The 21,230-nt window shown below is 39.9% G+C and carries 30 protein-coding genes, 1 tRNA gene and 1 pseudogene; 14 read left to right on the top strand and 18 right to left on the bottom strand.

Annotation, left to right across the window (positions count from 1 at the left end; all coding sequences use genetic code 11):
* The first annotated feature begins 74 nt into the window (after nucleotides 1–74).
* A complete protein-coding gene (locus tag MHI25_RS12565; protein ID WP_036686120.1) occupies nucleotides 75–1,550 on the top strand; it encodes an aminotransferase class I/II-fold pyridoxal phosphate-dependent enzyme in 1,476 nt (491 codons plus the stop codon).
* Nucleotides 1,551–1,680: 130 nt separating this feature from the next.
* On the opposite strand, the gene MHI25_RS12560 is transcribed toward MHI25_RS12565, so the two are convergent.
* Both MHI25_RS12560 and MHI25_RS12555 read right to left on the bottom strand, forming a co-directional pair.
* Complete coding sequence (locus MHI25_RS12560; RefSeq protein ID WP_036686118.1) at nucleotides 1,681–1,992, bottom strand: DUF1292 domain-containing protein; 312 nt, start codon at nucleotides 1,990–1,992, stop codon at nucleotides 1,681–1,683.
* Nucleotides 1,993–2,072: 80 nt separating this feature from the next.
* Nucleotides 2,073–2,627, bottom strand: coding sequence for a copper amine oxidase (locus MHI25_RS12555; RefSeq protein WP_036686116.1), 555 nt, complete (start codon nucleotides 2,625–2,627; stop codon nucleotides 2,073–2,075).
* Between the two features lie 164 nt (nucleotides 2,628–2,791).
* On the opposite strand from MHI25_RS12555, the gene MHI25_RS12550 reads away from it, so the two are divergent.
* Nucleotides 2,792–3,529 carry an MBL fold metallo-hydrolase gene (locus MHI25_RS12550; RefSeq protein WP_076129115.1) on the top strand — a complete coding sequence of 246 codons (738 nt, stop codon included), beginning with the start codon at nucleotides 2,792–2,794 and terminating at the stop codon, nucleotides 3,527–3,529.
* A gap of 62 nt (nucleotides 3,530–3,591) precedes the next feature.
* Here the strand turns inward: MHI25_RS12550 and MHI25_RS12545 are convergent, their stop codons facing one another.
* From MHI25_RS12545 to MHI25_RS12530, 4 genes are all read right to left on the bottom strand, one after another.
* On the bottom strand, nucleotides 3,592–3,831 hold the full coding sequence (locus MHI25_RS12545) for a DUF3892 domain-containing protein (RefSeq protein ID WP_036686113.1): 240 nt from the start codon (nucleotides 3,829–3,831) through the stop codon (nucleotides 3,592–3,594).
* A gap of 86 nt (nucleotides 3,832–3,917) precedes the next feature.
* Nucleotides 3,918–4,361 carry a GNAT family N-acetyltransferase gene (locus MHI25_RS12540; RefSeq protein ID WP_076129114.1) on the bottom strand — a complete coding sequence of 148 codons (444 nt, stop codon included), beginning with the start codon at nucleotides 4,359–4,361 and terminating at the stop codon, nucleotides 3,918–3,920.
* A 107-nt stretch (nucleotides 4,362–4,468) separates the two neighbouring features.
* Nucleotides 4,469–4,681, bottom strand: coding sequence for a hypothetical protein (locus MHI25_RS12535; protein WP_076136092.1), 213 nt, complete (start codon nucleotides 4,679–4,681; stop codon nucleotides 4,469–4,471).
* Between the two features lie 99 nt (nucleotides 4,682–4,780).
* A complete protein-coding gene (locus MHI25_RS12530) occupies nucleotides 4,781–5,854 on the bottom strand; it encodes a site-2 protease family protein (protein ID WP_340012723.1) in 1,074 nt (357 codons plus the stop codon).
* Nucleotides 5,855–6,125: 271 nt separating this feature from the next.
* On the opposite strand from MHI25_RS12530, the gene MHI25_RS12525 reads away from it, so the two are divergent.
* The 3 genes from MHI25_RS12525 (at nucleotide 6,126) to MHI25_RS12515 (ending at nucleotide 7,960) form a co-directional block, all read left to right on the top strand.
* On the top strand, nucleotides 6,126–7,271 hold the full coding sequence (locus MHI25_RS12525; RefSeq protein WP_340395497.1) for a copper amine oxidase N-terminal domain-containing protein: 1,146 nt from the start codon (nucleotides 6,126–6,128) through the stop codon (nucleotides 7,269–7,271).
* 162 nt (nucleotides 7,272–7,433) lie between these two features.
* Nucleotides 7,434–7,736 carry a hypothetical protein gene (locus tag MHI25_RS12520; RefSeq protein ID WP_036686108.1) on the top strand — a complete coding sequence of 101 codons (303 nt, stop codon included), beginning with the start codon at nucleotides 7,434–7,436 and terminating at the stop codon, nucleotides 7,734–7,736.
* A gap of 152 nt (nucleotides 7,737–7,888) precedes the next feature.
* A tRNA-Val gene (locus tag MHI25_RS12515) sits at nucleotides 7,889–7,960 on the top strand.
* Between the two features lie 140 nt (nucleotides 7,961–8,100).
* On the opposite strand, the gene MHI25_RS12510 is transcribed toward MHI25_RS12515, so the two are convergent.
* From MHI25_RS12510 to MHI25_RS12495, 4 genes are all read right to left on the bottom strand, one after another.
* A complete protein-coding gene (locus MHI25_RS12510) occupies nucleotides 8,101–8,292 on the bottom strand; it encodes a helix-turn-helix domain-containing protein (RefSeq protein ID WP_340395496.1) in 192 nt (63 codons plus the stop codon).
* Nucleotides 8,285–8,410 carry a hypothetical protein gene (locus tag MHI25_RS12505; RefSeq protein ID WP_256716059.1) on the bottom strand — a complete coding sequence of 42 codons (126 nt, stop codon included), beginning with the start codon at nucleotides 8,408–8,410 and terminating at the stop codon, nucleotides 8,285–8,287. The genes MHI25_RS12510 and MHI25_RS12505 overlap by 8 nt, the downstream gene beginning before the upstream one ends.
* A 55-nt stretch (nucleotides 8,411–8,465) precedes the next feature.
* Nucleotides 8,466–8,606, bottom strand: coding sequence for a hypothetical protein (locus MHI25_RS12500; RefSeq protein ID WP_175618939.1), 141 nt, complete (start codon nucleotides 8,604–8,606; stop codon nucleotides 8,466–8,468).
* A 119-nt stretch (nucleotides 8,607–8,725) separates the two neighbouring features.
* A complete protein-coding gene (locus MHI25_RS12495) occupies nucleotides 8,726–8,860 on the bottom strand; it encodes a hypothetical protein (protein ID WP_256716060.1) in 135 nt (44 codons plus the stop codon).
* A 469-nt stretch (nucleotides 8,861–9,329) separates the two neighbouring features.
* Here MHI25_RS12495 and MHI25_RS12490 point away from each other — a divergent pair, with 469 nt between their 5' ends.
* The 7 genes and pseudogenes from MHI25_RS12490 (at nucleotide 9,330) to MHI25_RS12460 (ending at nucleotide 16,156) form a co-directional block, all read left to right on the top strand.
* Complete coding sequence (locus MHI25_RS12490) at nucleotides 9,330–9,497, top strand: hypothetical protein (RefSeq protein ID WP_254847617.1); 168 nt, start codon at nucleotides 9,330–9,332, stop codon at nucleotides 9,495–9,497.
* Between the two features lie 442 nt (nucleotides 9,498–9,939).
* Nucleotides 9,940–10,684: pseudogene (locus tag MHI25_RS12485) on the top strand (dihydrodipicolinate synthase family protein); the annotation flags it as partial.
* A 246-nt stretch (nucleotides 10,685–10,930) separates the two neighbouring features.
* Nucleotides 10,931–11,116, top strand: coding sequence for a hypothetical protein (locus MHI25_RS12480; protein ID WP_139330169.1), 186 nt, complete (start codon nucleotides 10,931–10,933; stop codon nucleotides 11,114–11,116).
* A 638-nt stretch (nucleotides 11,117–11,754) separates the two neighbouring features.
* Nucleotides 11,755–12,840, top strand: a complete 1,086-nt coding sequence (locus MHI25_RS12475) for a hypothetical protein (protein WP_340395495.1) — start codon at nucleotides 11,755–11,757, stop codon at nucleotides 12,838–12,840.
* Nucleotides 12,841–13,458: 618 nt separating this feature from the next.
* Nucleotides 13,459–13,710 (top strand): DUF3951 domain-containing protein, encoded by a 252-nt coding sequence (locus MHI25_RS12470; RefSeq protein WP_036686019.1) that lies wholly within the window; start codon nucleotides 13,459–13,461, stop codon nucleotides 13,708–13,710.
* A gap of 572 nt (nucleotides 13,711–14,282) precedes the next feature.
* Nucleotides 14,283–14,813 carry a GNAT family protein gene (locus MHI25_RS12465; protein ID WP_076183325.1) on the top strand — a complete coding sequence of 177 codons (531 nt, stop codon included), beginning with the start codon at nucleotides 14,283–14,285 and terminating at the stop codon, nucleotides 14,811–14,813.
* Between the two features lie 515 nt (nucleotides 14,814–15,328).
* Complete coding sequence (locus MHI25_RS12460) at nucleotides 15,329–16,156, top strand: hypothetical protein (protein ID WP_076189826.1); 828 nt, start codon at nucleotides 15,329–15,331, stop codon at nucleotides 16,154–16,156.
* A 162-nt stretch (nucleotides 16,157–16,318) separates the two neighbouring features.
* Here MHI25_RS12460 and MHI25_RS12455 read toward each other — a convergent pair whose 3' ends face one another.
* Genes MHI25_RS12455 through MHI25_RS12445 form a run of 3 tightly spaced genes read right to left on the bottom strand, consistent with a single transcriptional unit; the run spans nucleotide 16,319 to nucleotide 17,156 of the window.
* On the bottom strand, nucleotides 16,319–16,645 hold the full coding sequence (locus MHI25_RS12455) for a YolD-like family protein (protein WP_076189825.1): 327 nt from the start codon (nucleotides 16,643–16,645) through the stop codon (nucleotides 16,319–16,321).
* Between the two features lie 12 nt (nucleotides 16,646–16,657).
* Nucleotides 16,658–16,900, bottom strand: coding sequence for a hypothetical protein (locus MHI25_RS12450; protein ID WP_340395494.1), 243 nt, complete (start codon nucleotides 16,898–16,900; stop codon nucleotides 16,658–16,660).
* A gap of 58 nt (nucleotides 16,901–16,958) precedes the next feature.
* Nucleotides 16,959–17,156, bottom strand: a complete 198-nt coding sequence (locus tag MHI25_RS12445) for a hypothetical protein (RefSeq protein ID WP_282579736.1) — start codon at nucleotides 17,154–17,156, stop codon at nucleotides 16,959–16,961.
* Between the two features lie 220 nt (nucleotides 17,157–17,376).
* Here MHI25_RS12445 and MHI25_RS12440 point away from each other — a divergent pair, with 220 nt between their 5' ends.
* Nucleotides 17,377–17,508, top strand: a complete 132-nt coding sequence (locus MHI25_RS12440; protein ID WP_256715146.1) for a hypothetical protein — start codon at nucleotides 17,377–17,379, stop codon at nucleotides 17,506–17,508.
* A gap of 67 nt (nucleotides 17,509–17,575) precedes the next feature.
* Here MHI25_RS12440 and MHI25_RS12435 read toward each other — a convergent pair whose 3' ends face one another.
* Complete coding sequence (locus tag MHI25_RS12435; RefSeq protein WP_076189823.1) at nucleotides 17,576–17,815, bottom strand: hypothetical protein; 240 nt, start codon at nucleotides 17,813–17,815, stop codon at nucleotides 17,576–17,578.
* 134 nt (nucleotides 17,816–17,949) lie between these two features.
* Between MHI25_RS12435 and MHI25_RS12430 the strand changes: the two genes are divergently transcribed.
* Complete coding sequence (locus MHI25_RS12430) at nucleotides 17,950–18,909, top strand: hypothetical protein (RefSeq protein WP_081387711.1); 960 nt, start codon at nucleotides 17,950–17,952, stop codon at nucleotides 18,907–18,909.
* A gap of 33 nt (nucleotides 18,910–18,942) precedes the next feature.
* Here the strand turns inward: MHI25_RS12430 and MHI25_RS12425 are convergent, their stop codons facing one another.
* The 4 genes from MHI25_RS12425 to MHI25_RS12410 form a co-directional block, all read right to left on the bottom strand.
* A complete protein-coding gene (locus MHI25_RS12425; protein WP_081386269.1) occupies nucleotides 18,943–19,377 on the bottom strand; it encodes a hypothetical protein in 435 nt (144 codons plus the stop codon).
* A gap of 53 nt (nucleotides 19,378–19,430) precedes the next feature.
* Entirely contained in the window at nucleotides 19,431–19,706 is a 276-nt protein-coding gene (locus tag MHI25_RS12420) for a hypothetical protein (RefSeq protein ID WP_076130559.1), read from the bottom strand.
* Between the two features lie 79 nt (nucleotides 19,707–19,785).
* Nucleotides 19,786–20,376 (bottom strand): DJ-1/PfpI family protein, encoded by a 591-nt coding sequence (locus tag MHI25_RS12415; protein WP_076130576.1) that lies wholly within the window; start codon nucleotides 20,374–20,376, stop codon nucleotides 19,786–19,788.
* A gap of 5 nt (nucleotides 20,377–20,381) precedes the next feature.
* Nucleotides 20,382–21,173 carry an AraC family transcriptional regulator gene (locus MHI25_RS12410; RefSeq protein ID WP_340395493.1) on the bottom strand — a complete coding sequence of 264 codons (792 nt, stop codon included), beginning with the start codon at nucleotides 21,171–21,173 and terminating at the stop codon, nucleotides 20,382–20,384.
* Between the last annotated feature and the right edge of the window lie 57 nt (nucleotides 21,174–21,230).

The following is a 21,230-nucleotide window of genomic DNA, read 5'->3' as shown; positions in this document are numbered from 1 at the left end:
TTCTGAAGATTGTTTTGTTATACTGATGCTTGCCTTAAAAATTAACTATTCGCGAAAGGTTGTGACAGCATTAAATGAATCAACACCGTACTCCCCTCTTCACAGCTCTAAAAAAGCATGCCGCCGGCAATCCAGTTCAATTTCATATTCCCGGGCATAAGAAGGGGCTAGGAACCGATGCCGAATTCCGTGAGTTTATCGGCGATAACGCTCTATCCATAGATCTAATCAACATCGCACCGCTTGATGATCTACATCAGCCAACTGGCGTAATCCAGGAGGCTCAAAAGCTGGCTGCGAAGGCTTTCGGCGCCGACTATACGTATTTTAGCGTACAGGGCACGAGCAATGCCATCATGACGATGATCCTCTCTGTCTGCTCACCGGGTGAAAAAATAATTGTGCCGCGTAACATTCATAAATCCGTAATGTCGGCCATTATCTTCTCCGGAGCCAAGCCTGTGTTCGTCTCGCCTGTACAGGATGAGAATCTCGGGATAGATCACGGCATAACCACCAGTGCGCTGGAACGAGCGTTAAAGCGTCATCCAGACGCTAAAGGAGTTCTAGTTATCAATCCAACGTACTTCGGCGTATGTGCCGACCTGCGTTCGATTGTCGACCTGGCTCACCGTTACGGGGTACCCGTTCTGGTGGACGAGGCACATGGAGTACTGATTCATTTTCATGAGGATCTGCCGGTATCGGCCATGCAGGCCGGTGCGGACATAGCTGCCACTAGTGTGCATAAGCTTGGTGGTTCCATGACGCAAAGCTCGGTACTGAATCTAAATGCGAAGACTGGGCTGATTAACCCACAACGGGTGCAGACCATTATGAGCATGCTGACTACAACATCAACCTCATATATTTTATTAGCGTCTCTCGATACATCTAGACGCAATCTCGCGCTGAACGGACATGAAATGGCGGAAAGAACCATCCAATTGTCCAACTACGCACGCGAGACCATTAACACTATCGAAGGCTTGTACAGCTTTGGTAAAGAAATACTTGGAACAGAAGCAACTTTCGATCTAGATCCAACCAAACTTAACATTCACGTTCGCCATTTAGGGATCACTGGTTACGAAACCGAAAACTGGCTGCGTGAGAAATACAACATCGAAGTTGAACTGAGTGACATGTATAATATTCTTTGCCTTATTACCCCAGGTGATACTCAAGAATCAGTAGATAAATTATTAGCTGCTTTACGGGTGCTATCCGCTATCCATTATAGCAAGGGTGAAATCTATGAACTGAAGGTTCAGGTTCCAGAAATCCCGCAGCTTGCTTTAATTCCAAGAGATGCTTTTTATGCTGACACTCAGTTAGTTCCGTTCCGCGAATCTGCTGGGTACATCATTGCAGAGTTTATCTATGTATATCCACCGGGGATACCGATTCTCCTCCCTGGCGAAGTCATTACTCAGGATAATATCGACTACATTATCGACCACGTCGAAATCGGCCTGCCGGTTAAAGGGCCTGAGGACCGCAGCATCACTAATGTTAAGGTGATTGTTGAAGCCGATCCTATATCCTAAGATCTATTTTTTTCCTTAAAAACTTAAATCATTTATACAAAAACCCGATACCATAATGAGTATCGGGTTTCTGTATATAAGCATCAACTGTTCCATTCACATAGAACAGCTTAAGTTTAGTCGCTAGAATCTATTCTTGCTGAGCAAGCAGATTGTTGTAAGCTTCTTCAACAGCTTTCCATTCTTCTTCATCTTCGATATTATACAATACCATTTCTTCGTCTTCTTCTTCCATACGCAGAATAATGCCGTCTGCTTCTGGATTCTCGCGCTCTAACAACAGAGCATATAATTTCTCGCCTATGTCGAACGTTTCTACAAGCACCATTTCCACATCTTCGCCCTGCTCGTTCGTCAAGGTCAGCACAAACTCCTCGTGCTCATGGTCGTGATCATGCCCGCAACCGCATGCTTCACCATGCTCATGTTTGTGATCGCTCATTGTAATACCTCACTTTGAATTGTATTATCCTACATCTGGTATCGTACCACGTTAGATTAGTTCAGGTCAATTTAGAACACCTAATTTAACGCTGTTATTACCTTCTCCGACACAAGTACGTAATCGGCATTTTTGGAGGGCTTAATATAGAAGCCTACCCGGTATTTGCCCGCTTCTTTAAAATCATAAGTAAACTCCGAGGTTGGAAACCAGAAATTATCCTTCTGCGAGCCTTCAAGCACCTGTGACTGAATATCCTTAACGTTTCCAGACGGATCTGTCATGGCCACTTTCACAGCTGAAATCTCTTCGGTCAGACTATCTACCTGAGTTAATATCTTTATTTTCAGCTTGCCTACATTGACATTGCCAAAAACCGTATCCCCTTTAAAAAGTACAATATGGACATTAGGTTTAAGGATCGTAACTTTCCCAGAACCGTCCCAAGTAACAACCCCGCCTGTTTCTCTAGCAGGAATGTACGTTTTTCCATCAATTAGATAACCGCCGTCTACAATTTCTTTTCCGTTGCTCCATACTCTAATTTTCTGATTAACGGAATCGGCGAATAATAATGAGCCACCCATCAAGGAAAAAGCAAACACGCACAAAGTGATTTTTTTCCATCTATTCATTTGAGACCCTCCAGATAATTCATGCTGTTAATATATACTTACTTTGTTTCAGCAAGTTGCGCTGATTTCAGGTAAATATTTCATTGATCTTGCGAAAAATGATATTATGGTCTTATTCGAAGTAGAAACATTAGCTATAACCGATTTCAGGAGGGTTCTTTCTTATGAGTCTAAGCCTACAAATGCTAGGAACAGGCAATGCTTTTGCGAAAAAATATTTTAACAACAATGGCTTGCTGCTAGATGAAAATTACACCCTGCTGATTGATTGCGGGATAACAGCCCCGCTTGCCATGCATAGACTTGAAAAATCCTTCAGTGACGTAAATGCTACGCTCATTACACATATTCATGCAGATCATGTTGGAGGGCTGGAAGAGCTTGCGCTAACCTTAAAGCATGTGCACGGTAAAAAAATGACCTTACTTCTTCCGGAGACACTTATAGAGCCCTTGTGGAACAATACGTTAAAGGGAGGTTTATACCAAGAAGATGCTGTATCTTCCTTATCTGATATCTTCGATGTTAAGCCCATGCAGCCTGAAAATACCTACAAGCTCTCTCCTACTCTTTCATTAGAGATCATACAAACACCGCATATTCCCGGGAAAAACAGTTATTCCCTTCTAATAAACAACGAGATTTTTTATAGTGCGGACATGACCTTTCAGCCGGATCTACTGATTAGCCTTGTGCGGGAGCGCGGGATCCGGATCATCCTGCATGACTGCCAACTAGGTGGAACAGGCGTTGTTCACACCACGCTGGAAGAGCTGATGTCTCTGCCTAAAGATGTTCGCGAGCGGATCAAGCTCATGCATTATAGCGATGAACAACCAGATTTCGTCGGACTTACAGGAGAGATGGAATTTTTAGAGCAGCATGTGAACTATAAACTCTGATCTTTACAAAAAAAAGCCGTACATAAACGTCTGTAGACGTATGTACGGCTTTTCGTGTTGAACTATGAAAATGTCGGCAAATTATCCAGATTGTTAGTTGGATCTCCATCCGCATCTCCGCGAATATAAGTTTCTCCATCCTTACCTTTAAAAGCGTTCACTCCGGCAATATTTCCGGCCTGTACTTCTTGCAGGGCTTGGTCATACGCCAGCACACGTCCTGTAGAGGTCTGGAAGCTTGTTAAATCGCCATCCCCATTTTTTTGAACAGCTACGAAAGATTCACGTTCGTTATTTGGCACTTTAGCTCGCCCCTTGCACTTGGATTTGCCATCATTCGGCACATCCTAGCTTGCGTAGAGCGTCCAATAATTATGTGCACCAATCTTTAAAGCATTTTTTGCATCCGTACATGTAATATACCTGCATCATAGAATGGCTCTGTAGAAATAACTTCATAGCCGAGTTTCTTATAGAAATTCTCTGCCTGACACTGAGCATCTAGAATTGAAGCTTCCAGTCCAAGCTCCCGAGCAAGCTCTTCCATCGCCAGTAACAAGACACGTCCGTATCCTTTGACCCGATATTCTTTCAATACGGCGATGCGCTGCATTTTAGCCGTACCTGCTTTGTAATAGATCAATCTACCCGTTGCTACAGGTATCCCTTCATCTATAATCAGAATATGGTGCGCATTCGGACTGATGGCATCATATTCGTCAATTTCTTCCTCGGCCGGTACCTTTTGTTCCTCAACAAATACTTTAGTGCGGATATCCAGCCCCATCTGAAGCTGTTCCTCTGTAGTTACCCGTAAGATTTCTGCCGCCATGTTAGTTGCAAACTCCTCTCTCTATATAGCCAACGATAGTTGTCTATTATATAAAATAATGACAAGAAAGAAAAGCCTACACATGGAATCCTTAACCTCTCAGTAGACTAATCCACAGAATATACTTCTTCAGGGATTGAACGGTTATATACGTCTTGCATCACAGGTGACAACGGAGGATACTGACTTTTAGATTTGCCATCCAGATTGGTCATCTCATTGATTTCGATAACTTTTGCGGGTTTCGCCGTAGAACACCCCACTACACCCAGCAGTAACACTAGGCAAACGCCGACTTCCCATTTCACAATTTTAGACATAAAAAAGCTCCTTTCATCGCAGCTGCATTTATACTCACTACAGCTTTGACGATTCAGGAGCTTTATAAACAATAGGAGCTATTCATTCCAGTTTCCCTCTTAGAGATTGACGTTTCCAACCAAATGGACTAAATACATCATCCCAACCAAAAAGCCTGCTAAAACAAAATAAGCTGTCCCATATTTCCAGCGTGTATTGGCTGGCACATCGTAATACTTATCATTATCGTGTACGGTACAGCTAATGTCACATTGCATCTTTAAATGAAGACCATTCTCTAACGTTACTTGCTCCAGCTGCGAAATTCTTACCTTTTCAATAATACATTGCTGTGGCAGTGTAGCTTTTCCATAATAATTCAGCTGGTCCCATCTGACCACAACATACTGCTGTCTCTCTAGATCACTGTAGGTAGTAAAAGGTAAATCCCGGCGATGCTCAGCTCCTGGAATCATGTAACCCGCCTCTCGCAAGGGCTCCACGGGAATTAAGAACCCCTTAGTCACAGACTGCGGGCGGTTGTTGTTACGTCTTTTCACATATTTATTATACAGATCGTAAGCAAACATTGCCCAGATGATAAAGAACAAAATCGAACGCAAGTAAACGATTATAGCTAAGCCACCCACCAGACCCACAAGCCACAGCCAGCGCGTAACTGCGGTAGCAATACGTCCACCGTCTAGCGGATGGATTGGCAGCAGATTAATCAAATTAAGTAATAAGCCTATATAAGCCAGGGAATAAAGAAGCGGACTATCCATATAGTATCCCGCTCCAAAAACAGCAGTAGCCCCAATAGTACCCAGAATCGGTCCGCCAAAAGCAACATACGCTTCTGTCTTCGCATCCAGCGGATGTTTTTTCATAGTAATTAAGGCGCCTAAAAAAGGAATAAATAACGGAGCGCTGACGGGTAGCCCGATCCGCTTAGCGGCTATAACATGTCCCAATTCATGAACAAGCAAAAGCAGGACGATACCTATAGCAAACCCCCACGGATAAATCAAAGCATATGCTCCTATAGAAACCATCATGGAAATTAACGGCCCGGCAATTTTACCTATTTTCAGCAGAGACAAAATCGCCTTTCCTTTTAACAGGAGCATGGCGGCTCCGCCCCCCAACCATTTCAGCGGAGTAGAAGTATTCTTTTTCTGCTCATTTTGCATTTGCGGCAAGATCACAAGCTCCTTTATCTTTCAATTTTAAGAAACTACTGTACAGTTCCATCTATCTTATCATAGAAGCATTAAGGATATTTCTACAGTGAGCCCTTTGGAAAGTATACGACGCAACTTTTAGAAACGTTTCAGCGTCAAACCAACTATCTTGGATAAATTTTACTGCCAGATAAAGAAAGGGTTGGTTCATATGCTCTCTTTTCACTCCAAAGCTTGGTTATCCGTCTTAATGCTCTCAACACTTTTACTCCCTGCCACCATGTCAACAAGCTCTTCATTAACTGTATCGGAGTCCTCTGCGCTCGCCCAAGCTTCCTCTGCTAATACTTCGCAAGTATACTACCAATTTGGCGTTCCTGGTGGAAACATAGGCGGACCTGCGCTGCTCAAAAATGGTGTAATCTACGTAGATGTTCGGGGGATCGCTGGGCAAGCTGGCTTAAAAATGGAATGGGATAAATCCGGCAAACGTGCTCTATTCAAAGGCTGGACTAAAAGTTTTGCTATTCGAATCGGGAGTCAAACAGGCGTGCTTGACGGGAAAGCGGTAGATCTAGGAGGAATACCTTTTAAATCCAAAGAAGATGGGATATATGTGCCGGCCCGTTTTATCGTTAAGGCTTTCGAAGGCAGCCATCTCCGTCTGGACTCCACAACGAACACACTTTTAGCAGATGATCTGAAGACCTACAATGTTTTCACAGAATCCTTTGGAGGGCGTACCTATACGCTGGTCAAAGCTAATGGTGATTTATATGTCTCACAAGGCAAGGATACGGTGATAAAACTCACTTCACTCCAAACAAACTTTGACTGGGCAGGAATGAAGATCGAGAAAACGGCGGGGGGTCTGCTAGTCATTAAGATTATTGATTCCTATGGAGAGCCTCATATTAATACACGCGAAATCACACTCATATTCAAAAATGGTGCATTACTACGCAAGGCCACATTCGCTTACCAGTTCAGAGGAGATGCGGATTTCAAACCTTATGATGGCAACCTCATCTTGCATGATGGTAATACCTTACGTTTCATCCAAGACGGCACAGGCAATGTAATAGATACTCTTGATCTTGTAAAGCTGGGTGGCGAGGAAGATGCTTACTATGTAGAAAGCATTGATAAAGAAATCATACTGCTTCGTGGAAATCAGAATGGATTGCTAACCTTAATCGACCGCCAAACAGGCGAGCGAACCCTTTTGTATAAGGAGCTACTCACAGCAAAGGATCAGGAATATGCGGAAAATAACGATGTTCCTTTTAAAGGAGATACTTTGAAATTCGTAAAACGGAGCGGTGACAAATTGTATTTTATAAATGACTCCCCTCTTACTGGCAAAAAAGAAGTTATCTACTCCATTGAAGCTCATTCCAATAACTCCAAGAATAATACTGATTAGAAAGTACAGCACAAGCATGTGTATAGATTAAAGAACTAATCGAATCCTCCCCAGTGATTATCCCTGAAAATTAACCTTCCTACATATAGGCAAACGCCGTGAACGTTGTAGGCAAAGGACCATAGACTGTTATCAGGATTGAAACATTCGAGGAGGATATCCATGGAATCAAATACAAATTTTCATCAACAGGTCGCTTGGAATTGCATGAATAAATATGTAGGTATAGTAACGACTGATGGTCAATCCTTTGACGGCTTCATCGCTCACGTGGATCAGAACTATATCACCCTAGCGGTTCCCAGCAATGAAATGGTCGATCGTATGAACGGAATGCCTGCCGAGCAGTCGAACTATAGACAATTCGGGTTCCAGCCCGGCTTTTACCCAAGACGCCGCTTCTATCCACGCCGTATCCCTTTTTTCGGAATAAGCAGTCTATTTCTACTCCCGTTTTTTATCTGACTCGGTGCAGGGGGATGAAGGGTCATCCCCTTTCTAGCTATTTAACTACTTAATCGGAGAAAATTAAGAAGTAAATACAACTCTACATCTATATTGATTATAAAAAAGAATTGCCATCCTACTCTATCGTATGGTATTATAAATTTCGTCGCAGGACGGTAGCTCAGCGGGAGAGCACTATCTTGACAGGGTAGGGGTCATGGGTTCGAACCCCATCCGTCCTATACTGAAAAAGCCTTATATAATAAGGCTTTTTCTTTTGTTTAGGGATGTTTAGGTTTTGACTGAAATACAAATTGGTGCCATTATGGTGCCCTGTAGTAGACTAAAGCAAAAAAGTGGTGCCATAATCGGCACCACTTTTTTATCCTTGTAACCATTTAAGAAATACATCTTTTGAGACTTTTATCATCTTTCCGACCCTCACGATATGAAATTGACCCGAGTTTAATAGTTCATATGTTTGACGCTCACCTATACCAAGTATTTGTTGTATTTCCTTCGCTGTAAGTACAGAGGGATAATCAGAAGTAGTCTTATACCTTTGTTCAATCACCCTTCTCTTCCTCCTTCTCGAAAGACAAAAACTCAAATATCCTATATTTTTCAAGAGCCGCTTCAACGGCAGCTTGCGTCCGTTCTCTATCTATCTCAGGCAATAAAATCTGTTGCACTGGGCAATCCCCCTTTGTTAAGAATCCCCCGACCGAAGTCGGGGAGTATACCATCTTAGAACGGCAGATCGTCTTTATTCACAGGAATTATTTGACCATCTGTATCTTTTAGTTCCTGTTGTTCTTCCTGTTCTTCCTGATCGTCTTCTCTTTCTTCGTTCTCGTCTTCCTCTTCAGTCACCTCTTCTATCGTCATCTGACCGGAGTCAACATTAACCGATCCATCATTATCAATCGTTCCGCGAATACCTTGATGCGTATGTGTTGGAGTATAATCATCCAGATCAGCTTGCGAGCTGCTGAAGCTTACGAATGCTAGCCAGTATTTTTAATGTTTCGCAGGATGGATACCTGCTGGTCTGTGATATTGCCCTCGATCGTTAACGTGATTACGTCCTCTTTATTACCAAATTTGATATCCTTGATCTTTGTAGTTACGTTGGCTTTCATTTATAATTGCTCCTCTCAAATTTGGGTTTTATGAAAAAATAACCACCGCAGCTAATGCGATTATTGAAGCAACACATATTGCTGCCATGTCATGCTACCGAATTTATTTCTGTCCATTTCGGCGATTTACCCTATGAATGAAACTAAGAGAATAAAAGCAAAGATGATCTTAACCATATTGACGTCAGTTCCTCCCTAAATCCGTGCTATATTAATTAAGAGGTGAATTTTATGAACGGCAAGAAAGTTATCACTATTCTTTTATCCATCTCTTTACTAGGTGTGATTGCTTACTTCGGAATAGCTTATGGATTACTATGGTATATCTTTAATGGGTAAGAAATGAAGATTATCCAACCCCTTTATAAGTTCAGTACAGCCAAACTATCTCTTATATCCTCCTTGTGGGAGAGAGTCTTTTTTTTGAAATTTGTTATACTTAAATAAAAACTTTTAATGAGGTGCTATCTTGCAATATTTTTTTTTAATACCGTTGGTATTTGTTTTGGCGATTCCCTTGGTTTTACTGTTAAAAGGTGATTATGGAACCAAAAACAAAGTTTCAGATAAAACTACTAACATAGAAAAAAAATTAGACAGAATAATAGAATTACTTGAAAAGGATAAGGATGCATAAGCATTTTTATCTTTTTTTCATGTCGCAATATGTATCTACTACGTTATAACCTTTGTGAGAGGAGGGCTATTAACCCTCTCTGTCCCTGTATCTTCGTACTGAGAGTATCCGATTTTGAATCTGTTATGAGCCGATTTCAAGCGAGAGGAACTGATAAAATAACTCAACTCACTGGGACACTCCCAGCGTATTACGCCATCTTTGATATCTTGATATACAAAGGTAAGGATACGGAGTTTGTACATCTGGAGTCCCGGACCAAATCTGGCATGCTTCGAAGCCCAGTATTTACAGAGTTTATCGTATAAGCACCTAATAGACTCTTCAGGCATTAGCTTGACAGGTTATTTTATGTTTGTTCTGAATCTAAATCGCTACGGGACAAACGTGGCAACTCATAATTTCTAACAACACCTAGCCTCTAAAATTGGTCCCTTTTTTTATTAAAGAATTGGTAAAGGCGGGAGTAGACTCAATTGGTGTACTGGGATCAACTGGAAACTATGCGTATCTTAGTAGAGGGGAGCGTTTGCGTGTCCTTGAGCTTGCTGTTAGTTCTGCTGAAGGGATTCCCGTGATGACAAGCATAAGTGCGATTCGAACTTCAGAAGGACTTCAATTAGCGGAAGATGCACAACAAGCTGGGGCAAGTGCAGTACTCTTGGCTCCTATCTCCTATCAGGCACTAACAGATGAAGAGGTGTTTTTTCTATACGAGCAGGTGACAAGTTCACTCTCCATTCCACTTTGTGTTTATGATAATCCCGGCACTTCACATTTCCATTTCAGTGATGAGCTGTACAGCAGAATTGCTGTAGAAAAACTCAGAGCTGTTATTCCACTCCATGTTACGTTTGGAATAAGCGGGAATCCATCCGCATATCCAGGCTTAAGTGCAGGTTGTGACTTATGGTCTCAGTGCTAGGTGGTTTATTTCCGAGGTTATGTCTAGATATCACAAGAATGACTCAAAGTGGCCATTAGAAGAAGCACAACACCTTTCAACATTACTAGAACCGATCTGGAAGTTATTCAATAGCTATGGTAGCCTTCGAGTGATTTCAGCAGCTGCTGAAATAATTGGCTTAATTAAAAGTCCTAGTCTTCCCTTGCCTTTACAACCATTAAACAAATCCGTTAGGAATCACCTGAATATCATTCTAAAGGAATTAAAGTTTACTGTATAAACTTAATATAATTCATTGGGAAGTATATATGCTGCTCTATAACACTGGTAAGGATCGTTAGTTTTCATCAATACAACAAATCCCCCTCCTACCACTTAAGGTTGATGGGGGATTTGTTATAGACATGCTTATGCCAAAATCACGTTTAAAATATTACAACATTGTCAATTGTCAACTATTTTGCGTTCATTAACAATGAAGTGGGTATTTTATGAATATAATCATCTTATGCAAGGGGGCTTTAATATGAATCTCACACTGATTTTTCACGCAATTGAAACAGAATTACAACTACAAATACATTTAGTCAGTGGAGAGACATATGTTGGTTTTTGTCAGGAGAGCGACTCTACAGGTTACTTCACAATAAGAACTAAGAGTGGTTTATTTTCTTTTCCTTCTTGGGCGATCAAACGGATTAAAGAAGTGTGATATCGTAGGTTATTGAATGCATGCTCTAAATTCAAATCACTTCCAAACAAAATGAGATCCAGCAAGTTTAATAGATCCGGTGCATCCCCTCTACAATCCCACCATAATCTATAAGATGACCTATTGGATCTGGTTCCAAACGAAACCAATCCAAGTATGAGTATCCATAGAGTTGCTGGTTTCCCCACAATAAAGTATGTCTCTCTGTATTGAAAATCTTTATTGTTCATCAGTACAAAAACTCCTTGTTCTCCGAACTATCTATTTCTTCGCAACCAATCGTTTTTCTGCTTTAAAGTCCATCTTAATAACTTTATTGTTGTTCATGTAATTATCCCACGAATCATACTTCCAATTAAGTGAAAAGTTATGACTAATCACATCGATGTAAATACGACACTAAGTAAACACTTCCCGCTTCTGGCACATCTTTATTGTAAAGACACTTCTTGCATTGTAGCTGTTGCTCTTGAAGAAAAACGTGGACAAAATTGAGATTAACTCCTGACTGTCCTTGGTGAAGGGGAAGTATCCGATCTTTTTACAACTCCATAACAACTATCCTCCTAATTCTATAATAACTTGGTGTTAAGATATATAAAGATTCATCATCTTAGATCCCAATGGAGGTAATCCGATTGAACAAGAAAAAGCGGTCCGCTACATTAGTTGTTATCCTGTTTTCAGCTGGTGTGCTTGCAGCCAGTGCGCTGCTCGTCCCCAGCCTGATGAATTCCGTAGTTTTCGCCAAGAACAGTTCGTCAATTCAGGGCAGTAACCGGCTGGCTTTGAGTGAAAGCACGATACCCGTGCTGAAGGTGGAGGCGCCGGCGCCAGTATCCACCATACAACAAGACCTGTATCAACAGATGACAGCAGCGCAAATCCAGCAAATCTATGACTTTATAGACAAAGCAGAAGATCCCCATACTTCAGGTCGGGAAGAAACCGAATCCGAAATCAACCGCAGACAAGTGTTGGACGATAAGTATGTGTATGACGGCCTCCGCCCCAAGCAGCAGCTGCCGTTAAAGGCTGGACAAGCAGATTTGTATCTAGATTTAGAAACCAATACGTACACCTACCCGGAGAGGAGTATGACTGATGAGGAACTGTTACAGCTGATTGACTGGTACTACCGGCTGAATTACTTCGTGTCCAAACGAAATCCGACTGTGCCTCAGCTTCAGCCTCAGAAAATCAGCCAGGTTGAAGCTGAGGCACTGGCCTCTGACAGTGTGCGCAAGCTGTTCGATGCCGACGTGTCCAAGCTAAAAACATCGGGAATGCTGATTGAGCTGGGACTAACCAAACGTCCAACCTGGACAGTTCATTTTGCTCCTCACAAGACGCTTACCCTGCTCGGATCAGGCGAGGTATTCTGGGAATATGATGTGTTGATTAATGCAACAACCGGTGCCGTAGAGGATACGACAGCCATTAATTTGGCACTGAAGAGAACTCCCATCGACGACGACGCAGCCGGCACCATCCAGAAGGATGCCAGTTGGATTCATAAAGCCGTGCAGGTCATCACGGACAAGCAGGGAGAAACAAGAACCATTGTCAAAGCTTATCTAACCGATACCGAGTTTAACAACAAACGCGGGATGGTGGATGTTAAACTGTTGCTGGAAGATGGAAGTAGCTATACCGCGGAGTTCCGCTATCCCGATCAGACCCTTCGCTGCCTAATCTATGAAGCTTCTGACAAAGCCAATTAAGCGGAAACGTTACAGAAATAAAGCAGTCGGGGCACCGCCGCCACACTGACTTTTTCAAGACCAGTTATTAATGTAATTGTGAGTATTGCGCGATCACCAGATGGTTCTGATTCAGGTTGATCTGCCTTCTGAGGGGTAGCTGATGCTTTTGTTTGAAACTTAACTTTCCATTATTATTCAATGTAGTAACTACATAAAAATTGGTCTTACCGTTAGAAACAGATATATCTAAAAACCTATCTTATTACCAAGAAGCACAGTAGATGAAATACACAACATTAAAGGTTCTGTCTCTAAGAGCAGTATCTGTCGATATGGTGCAGAGGTTACATTTAAAGATGAGATCGGATATCCATATGAGTATGGTGTCTGTAAAACAACCTTTCTGTGATGCTTTAAAGTAATTAATATTTATAACTGTCAAACCACTTCATGTGTAGGTATGACTATTGTGCTACACTTCATTCGTATGTTCGAAGGTTCCACCATTTGTAAAATCTAGTGGCCCAAGCATTTCCTACTGTGCATCAAATCTCAGTCGAATGAATAGTACTCAGCAGCCTGAATCTTGTAAATATTAACATTTGATTATAAAATCAAACAAAGGCGGTGTTAACAATGAGATTAGTACTGTTCATGTTGGCTGGAGTAGGCGCGATTTTCTATCTCTCATTAGGAATCATCATTGTAAAGGTAATCCTTACAAGAAAATTACCAAATAATAATTACACTCCATTTGACTACATCACGGCCCAATCTCCTGTTGAGTTTCACGATGAGAAAAAAGAGATAGAAGAAAATGCAGACCATGGTGATGATAAGGACAAAAACATCATTTCATTATCAAAACGACGACCTTCTCTTCCCTGATGCGCAATAGGCTGCTACTTCTTCATAGCCTTTGGGAGCGGATTTCTGTAACCTCCTCTATCCCTTAATGTCATGTATCTTCGTACTACGTTTCACTCAATCATTTTTTGTTAAAATAAATTTAGATTTTGGTAATTTGTTTAGAGAGGAATTAATGATTTGAAAATATCTATCCAAACATTCTTAATCACCATGTCTTTGGTATTTGGAATTATCATCGTACAAAAAAGCCTTCAATTAATTTTTTCATCTTCGGTACTTATTAGATCACTAAATGTTGTAATGATTATTATTCTTTCTGGCTGTATTGGCGCTTTTATAAGAACATTACTTCTGCCAAAAGAGAAATAGGCTGCATTACCGCTAGATAGCCTCTATACTTCGCAATATGCGTCTACTTCGTCATGACCTTTGGAGGGACACTCCTACTCCTTTAATGTTCTGTATCTTCGTACTGTGACATAAAAAAACTCTTACGTTATAATAATGTTGAATTAAATATTGAAGGGACTGAACTATGCGCAGATATCGATATCTTAACCCCAAAACAAATAGATAATGGAGGTAATATATTGATTACAGAAATACAAACCAAAAGACTAATATTAAGAAAAATGAAATTATCTGACTCTGCTAGTTTGTTTAACATTTGGTCTGATCCTGAGGTTACAAAGTTTATGAATATCAATAGTTTCACTGAGGAAAGCCAAGCAGTAGAAATGATTAAAATTCTTAATAACCTGTCTTTGGAAAGCAAAGCTATTCGTTATTCCATAATTGAGTTAGAATCAAATCGCATAATTGGTTCCTGCGGTTATAATTCTATAGATTCTTCAAACGCTAAAGCAGAGATCGGATACGATATTAGTAAAGATTATTGGGGCAAGGGATATGCTCCTGAGGCCATTCAATCTCTGATGGATTATGCGTTCAACACTTTAAATTTCAACAGGATAGAAGCAAAAGTCGAACCCGAAAACAATAATTCCATCAGAGTTTTGCAAAAGTTAAACTATACATTCGAAGGAACAATGAGAAAGTGCGAAAAGTCCAAAGGAAAGTTTATTGATTTAAGCATTTTCTCAAAATTAGTAACAGAGTAACTTTTAATGGGTGGGCCTACATTTTTATGGTGTAGGCTTTTTATTTACTTCACGTTGCTCAACTCAACTAAATGAATAGTTTGCGGCTACTTCGTCATAGCCTTTGGGAGAAGAGGGATACTCCTACTCGTCTAATGAACTGTATCTTCGTACTGTGTATTAAGTAGAGCAACTGTTGTCACATCCTCCAAACGATGTACACATTCTTCCAGTTTGTACTCACAAAACATAATACGGTAAATGATTTAATCAATAGCAACCTTTTAGTTTATGTCGTAGCTGCTGCTATTCTTGAGGCATTACATAATCTATATGACTTTTTATGTGGCCATCTAGAGCGGTAATCTACTACTACCAAAGCTTTCCCAGGCACACATCATGGCGCAATAATGGATAGATTTACTCTATTGGTCCCTATTAATCATCTATTTTTTATATGGAGCACTTAATTGACCATCTATTGATTACATTGTATAATACAGGTATATTATGTAAAATAAAGGCAGGTGAGGCCGTTGGATGGAAATATCGATTTAGATTTAGATATAAATCTTCTAGATCTTGATCCAGCCGTAAAAGTTCTTAAAATGATATATTCTTTTGAAAGCTGGCCCAATCTTCTAAAACTAGCAGATACCTTTTTCAACCGAATAACTCAAATTTATAATAATTACACACACAATAATGAACTGGAACTAAAACACCAACGACCTTTAATTTATTATTATGGATACAGCTTGCTTATGTTGGGACTAGCCCACAAAGAAATCGAAAATTATGATAAAGCTCGAACTTACATTAAAGCTTACAGTGATTTGAGTTGGTTCAAGGGATTAGATGCTGAAGGATTAAATGAGGTAGCCTATTATAAGTACATATCAGAGCCAAATCTCTTAGAAGTAGAAGTGCTTTCCGGAAATATTCAATTCATAGATCGTTATGTTTCTTTCCTTTTATCCAACACTAAAGAAGTTCTACCGGGACTGATAACTTTGTTAAAAACAGCTACTAATTTCAATTTAAACATTGAATCTCATTTAGAACTTTTCTCTAATAGTATTTCAAAATTTGAGGATACCGCTGCTGATGAAATTATAATAAATTCCTACCAAGAAACTTTTTTTATTAATATGATCAGATATAAAACAAAAATTCAAGATTATAATACAGCTATCAAATATAGCATGAAATTATTAGATTCTGCAGAGGTCACAAACTCTGATAAAATCTTTAAACAAGCAGTAGTATACTTCGAATCATTACGTTCATGTGCTGATGCTACTCAGATTAAAGATTTTGAAGAGAAAATAATAAATTTCAAAGAAAGGGTTGAGTCTCTGTGAAAAAATTTGCCGTCTCTTTATTGTTGGTCCTCACTATCGTCAGCATTGCGCCAGCACTGCCAAGTACCTCACCAGTTGTCTTATTCCACGGAGCAGAACATTAATATCAGAAGTACAGCGCGGGTTAGGAGATTGCTCCTAACCTGTTTTTTATGAAGTGAATTATGTAGTTATTGCAATAACATCCTCCATCTTGAACCAATCCCACTCCTCCTCCGACCAGCGGAGTTTAATTCCCTGTTGTTTATCCAGTTTCATCACGATACCTCGTTCTAATATATTCTCCATGGGATCAAACAGAGTGAGTGTAATCGGGCTGTGCTCTTCCATAGAACGATATAACAATATTTCAAAGCGCTCTATCTCCTGTAGATCTAGAGTGGGTTTTTCACGACGTTCCTGTTCATTATTGTCATCTATAATCCTGCTTTTATGTTCAGGCAATATCATTCTGCTACACTCCCATACGTTCTCTAATTTTTTCATCATGAAGCTGCCCTCCTAATAATCCGTCCAGTAATTCGTTTTACTACCATCTGTCCCCCACTGGAGCTCTTGTGGCTCTGACTTTCTCTTTTTAAACCTAGGGTCAATCCTTTCCCAGCCTTCAATAATTCGGGCGATCTCGGGTGGAGTGTGTGGGGTCCATTCTATATATTTTTCGTTAACTAATTCCCTAAGCCCACTAATGATCTTATCTGGTGTCCGTCCACTCTTGATCTCTAACTCCTGTAAAGTTGGCATATGAGCATGATGCACGGCAGAGTGGCGCATGATCATTAGTAGCTTTCGGGCGGTGTCACTAAGCATAGCGCTTCTTTTGCACAGGCTGCCAAGCAAGAATATTAGCCTCCAGAAATACGCGCGGTGCTCCGGTTGATAAGCAAGTTGCGCGAATATATCCCCCACGAATCCCTTTCACATCAATTTTCCGTTGAGATATCTTACCTGATTTATCTTGATACACTATTTCAATGGTTTGACCGATGCTTATTTGCATAATTACTCACCTTCCAAGGATAAGAACATTTGTTTGTATTATAACCAAACGTACGTTCGTTAATCAATGTAAAAATATCCCGTCAGGCATGAATTATTACATACAAAGTCATCGCTCAGGTTTATAATTTGTTCTATAAGCATTTATTGCATTTCCGCAAACAAACTAAGGAGTATGAGTGTTTTTTATATGTTATAGGGGGAAACGAATATTAGGACCGATGACTGAGGCTGAAGCTATGCGTGAATGGTTTACTCTCTCCGGTACAGTGAAGGAGATTTATATTATTGAGGTAGATGAGAACGATAAGGTAAGACGTCAGATCGGACCCACTAAGAAAAAAAAGAAATAAATATAAAGGGAAAAAACGTAAAAACACCCCGCCGACCCATTAAGGTTGACGAGGCTGTTTTTAATTTTTAAAAAGGAAACTGAGTAAGCGAGACTATTAACAATACAATCCCAACAATCGAGGATAGCACAGCCATTTTATCTTTCGTTTTCAAATACAATGCCGCTCCATTAAATATTAAAGCTCCGCACATCCCCAGCATAGTCCAAGACACTATCACTTGATCCTGGCCGCGGAAAAATGTGATTCCCAGAATGATTGTTGCTGCACTGAATAAAATACCGCACACTCTTAGTACTTTCAGCAAAATGCTCACCTCCGACAAATAAAACACGCTAATCTAATATATTGGTTCCGCCATAAATTATAATTCATAGATTACTATTCCTATATCTGGTAGAATTAATTAGCAATTATTAGCAGATTTAGGGGGATATAAAATTGAACAAAAAAGCTTTTTTATGTATCGTGGCAACTATTGTAATCCTTTCAGGATGTGGTAGTTCCACAACAAATTCAGAGAAAAAAAATACAACGTCTACAGGAGTTATACCGTCCGAAGCAACAGCCAGCCCTTCAGAGCCCACTCCTGAGCCAAAAAAGAAACTTACAGCTTCCGAGAAACTGGCTCTCAACTATGTAGAGATTTTCCTCAATGGTTCAGATATCGAAGCGAAAAAGAAATTCGTATCCGAAAATATACTTCCAGATGTACAACCCATTTTCCAAATGGCTGAATCTACTGAGACACCCGAGAATAATAAACTTAAGAATCCTACAGTAATTGAAACAGCTGATTATACGGACAAAGATGGCGGAAAAGATAAACTCGTGCTTATCCAAGGTGAGAAGTCTTCCTCCAATAGCGAACTTATCATTTTTATTAAAAATGACAAAGTTGGTTGGGGGTATTCGTCTAATGACAAAGATAAGGATGCATTTAACGAAGTGAGGAAACTCTTCAAGGAACCTGTAATTAATACTTCAGATTCAGGTAATGCAGGTACAACTGAACAGTTTCCTGAAGCGATGCTTAAAGAAATCAGTAATTTTGTCGTTTCAGATATTTGGAATGATGGATTTGTTGATATCAGCTGGTATGCAGGTTCAGGAACTGGCTCTACGGGTGAAACAATAGATATAGATTTTACAATCGAGCAATTAGGAAAAGCTATGATTCAAAAAATGGAATACGATAGTTATATCAGCAACCTTGATGCAAAATATGATTCAATTAAAAGCATCTGGGCTAAGCTCACGGGTGAGATGGATCGTATGTACAAACAAATCCAAGATACGCCTCCTATTGCAAATGATGCAACCACCAAAATAGATACAGGATTATTCACCCAGTACTTGGAAGCCTTTACTGACGAGGTTAACAAATTACCTAATACTTAGATTAAAAAATAACGTCCCTGCCGGCCGCCACGGTTAGCAGGGATTTTGTTCGGCTTTAATGGCTTGCGACTCAAAATAGTAATCCACCAGAGCATAGATGAAACCAGCAATACCGAAAAAAATAATAGCTGTACTACTATTCAAATGGTATTCCCGTATAAAGCGTTCATCGTACACCTCGTAAAAGAAACCATATCCCGCAATACCACTCAATAAGAATATCATTATGCGGTTTACTAAAGGATTAACTATCTTTCGAATAACCCATGATAAAGGAAGCAGTATAACCGGGTAAAGAAGAACTGAAAAGAGGAACACCAGAAAAATAAAAGCAAACCCAATGTTTTGAAAACCGTAATATTCTGTTGTACTTATTTTAGTTCCTTCCCAAAGCTCCAATCCAAAGGCTGCCAGGGTGAATAAAATCGTCGAAATAAACCATAACATTATAGGCTTAACTGCACGCAAAACAATCCCACCATCTTTATGCTTTTTATACTTACAGCCGATTTTTCAAATCATCATTTCGCACTTGGTTTTATTGAGGTTAAGAATGGCTTTTGCCCTATTCTACTATTATATGAAATAAAGTACTCCTCATTTACATCTATTAACTTATATATTCCTTTTGGGATTGTGACTGTATTTTGATCACCGCTCATATTTTGTATTACTATTTCTCTTTTATTTACTGACACTACATTAACAACAGCTGAAGTCCCTGCCATCAAAAAGTACCATATAATAAACAAAAAAATGATCATGGGAAGTAGTGAGAATACTTTACGATAGTTCATATCTATTACCTTACACCTCTATTCATCGCCTTAATTATTTCACTTTGGATATTATATCATTAATTCCCATATATTATAGTTATGATTTCCCTTTGGAAGGGTTAATTGTCTTGTAATATGGGTAATCCATCTTCTTTTGCACTTCTCGAACTACATTTTCATTAGTAAGCGATTCTATGAAATATAAACCCAGATCAATCGAAGCTGCTACTCCTCCCCCAGTAAAAACATTTCCATCCCTTACGAACCGTTCCTTAACTACTTCGGAACAATAAGGTGCTAATAGTTCATATGCAGAAGGATTGGTAGTCGCCTTCTTCTGATTTAAGAAACCGGCAGCTCCCAAAATCAAAGCTCCTGTACACACTGACACCTTGTATTCAACCTCTCGGGCAGTCTGAATCCATGTTATAAAATTAGTATCGAATCTAAGTTGTCGAGTCGAAAACCCTCCAGGGATAAATATCAAATCATAGGCTGACAGATCAGGGGAAACCTGGTTTATTTTCAACGTCAATCCTCGATCATCCGTGACTTCTTCCTTGTTGGAACAAAAATCCCACGATACATTTTCTATCGCCTTTAGAACTCCCATCCGGGTAACCGCATCGTAAAAACCAACAAAATCTAACGTTGTCATCCCATCAAATAGAATATAAGCCATCCTCATCATTTTCATTCTACACACTCCTTCGATACTTTTCGGCGAAATTCATTGGGGGTGATCCCGTATTCATTTTTAAAAACACGATAGAAAGAACGCAAACTATTGAATCCGGAATCAAACGCGATATCCGTGACCGGATGGGTAGTGGATAACAGCAGCATATGAGCAAAGGCTACCCGTTGGCCATTGATGTAATCACGAAATGAAATATGAAACTGCTCAGAAAAGATTCGGGAAATGATAAATTTACTAATGCCAAGCTCTCTTGAAAGCGTATTCAGATTTATGTGATCTAAAAAATGCATGTCGATGTAAGCTAGGATTTTGGGGACGAGATCCATTTCTTTTTTATAGTCTACTTTTTTCATTAACAGTAACGGCAGCGCGTGCCCTAATACTACAGAGGTATAAGCCTTGAGCAGACGAACATCACATTGTTCTTTATATAGTTTATACAAGGTTTCCAGCAGATCTTGAAGCACCTTTTGTTTCGAAACTATAGGGTTATCCGGAACATGATTAAGCAAATCCCCCGCAAAATCCCCCGGAAAAGTGGCGTCAAAAAAGAACAGCAGGATCTGGCTTTTCTCTAGGGTTTTGTAGCTGTGAGGTTGATTGGAGAAAATAATCGCTATGTCTCCTTCAGACAAATCATACTCTTTTCCATTGATGTTGATATTGATTTTGCCGGACAAAACCATTGTCATCTCTACATTTTTGTGTAGATGAAGAGGATAAGTGTTATTGGTAGAAATAAAGGAGTGAAACGCCTGGTCACGATGCTGATATTTAATATTCATGTTTTTCTCCCTATCGTCATGAAATGCCAAGCACTATAGCTATGTAATACTAAGAAC

The sequence above is a fragment of the Paenibacillus sp. FSL E2-0177 genome, assembly GCF_037992975.1.
In the GTDB taxonomy this organism is placed as follows: Bacteria; Bacillota; Bacilli; order Paenibacillales; family Paenibacillaceae; genus Paenibacillus_AQ; species Paenibacillus_AQ odorifer.
Note: the sequence above shows the minus strand (reverse complement) of the source record. Positions and strands in the feature narration are given on the sequence as shown.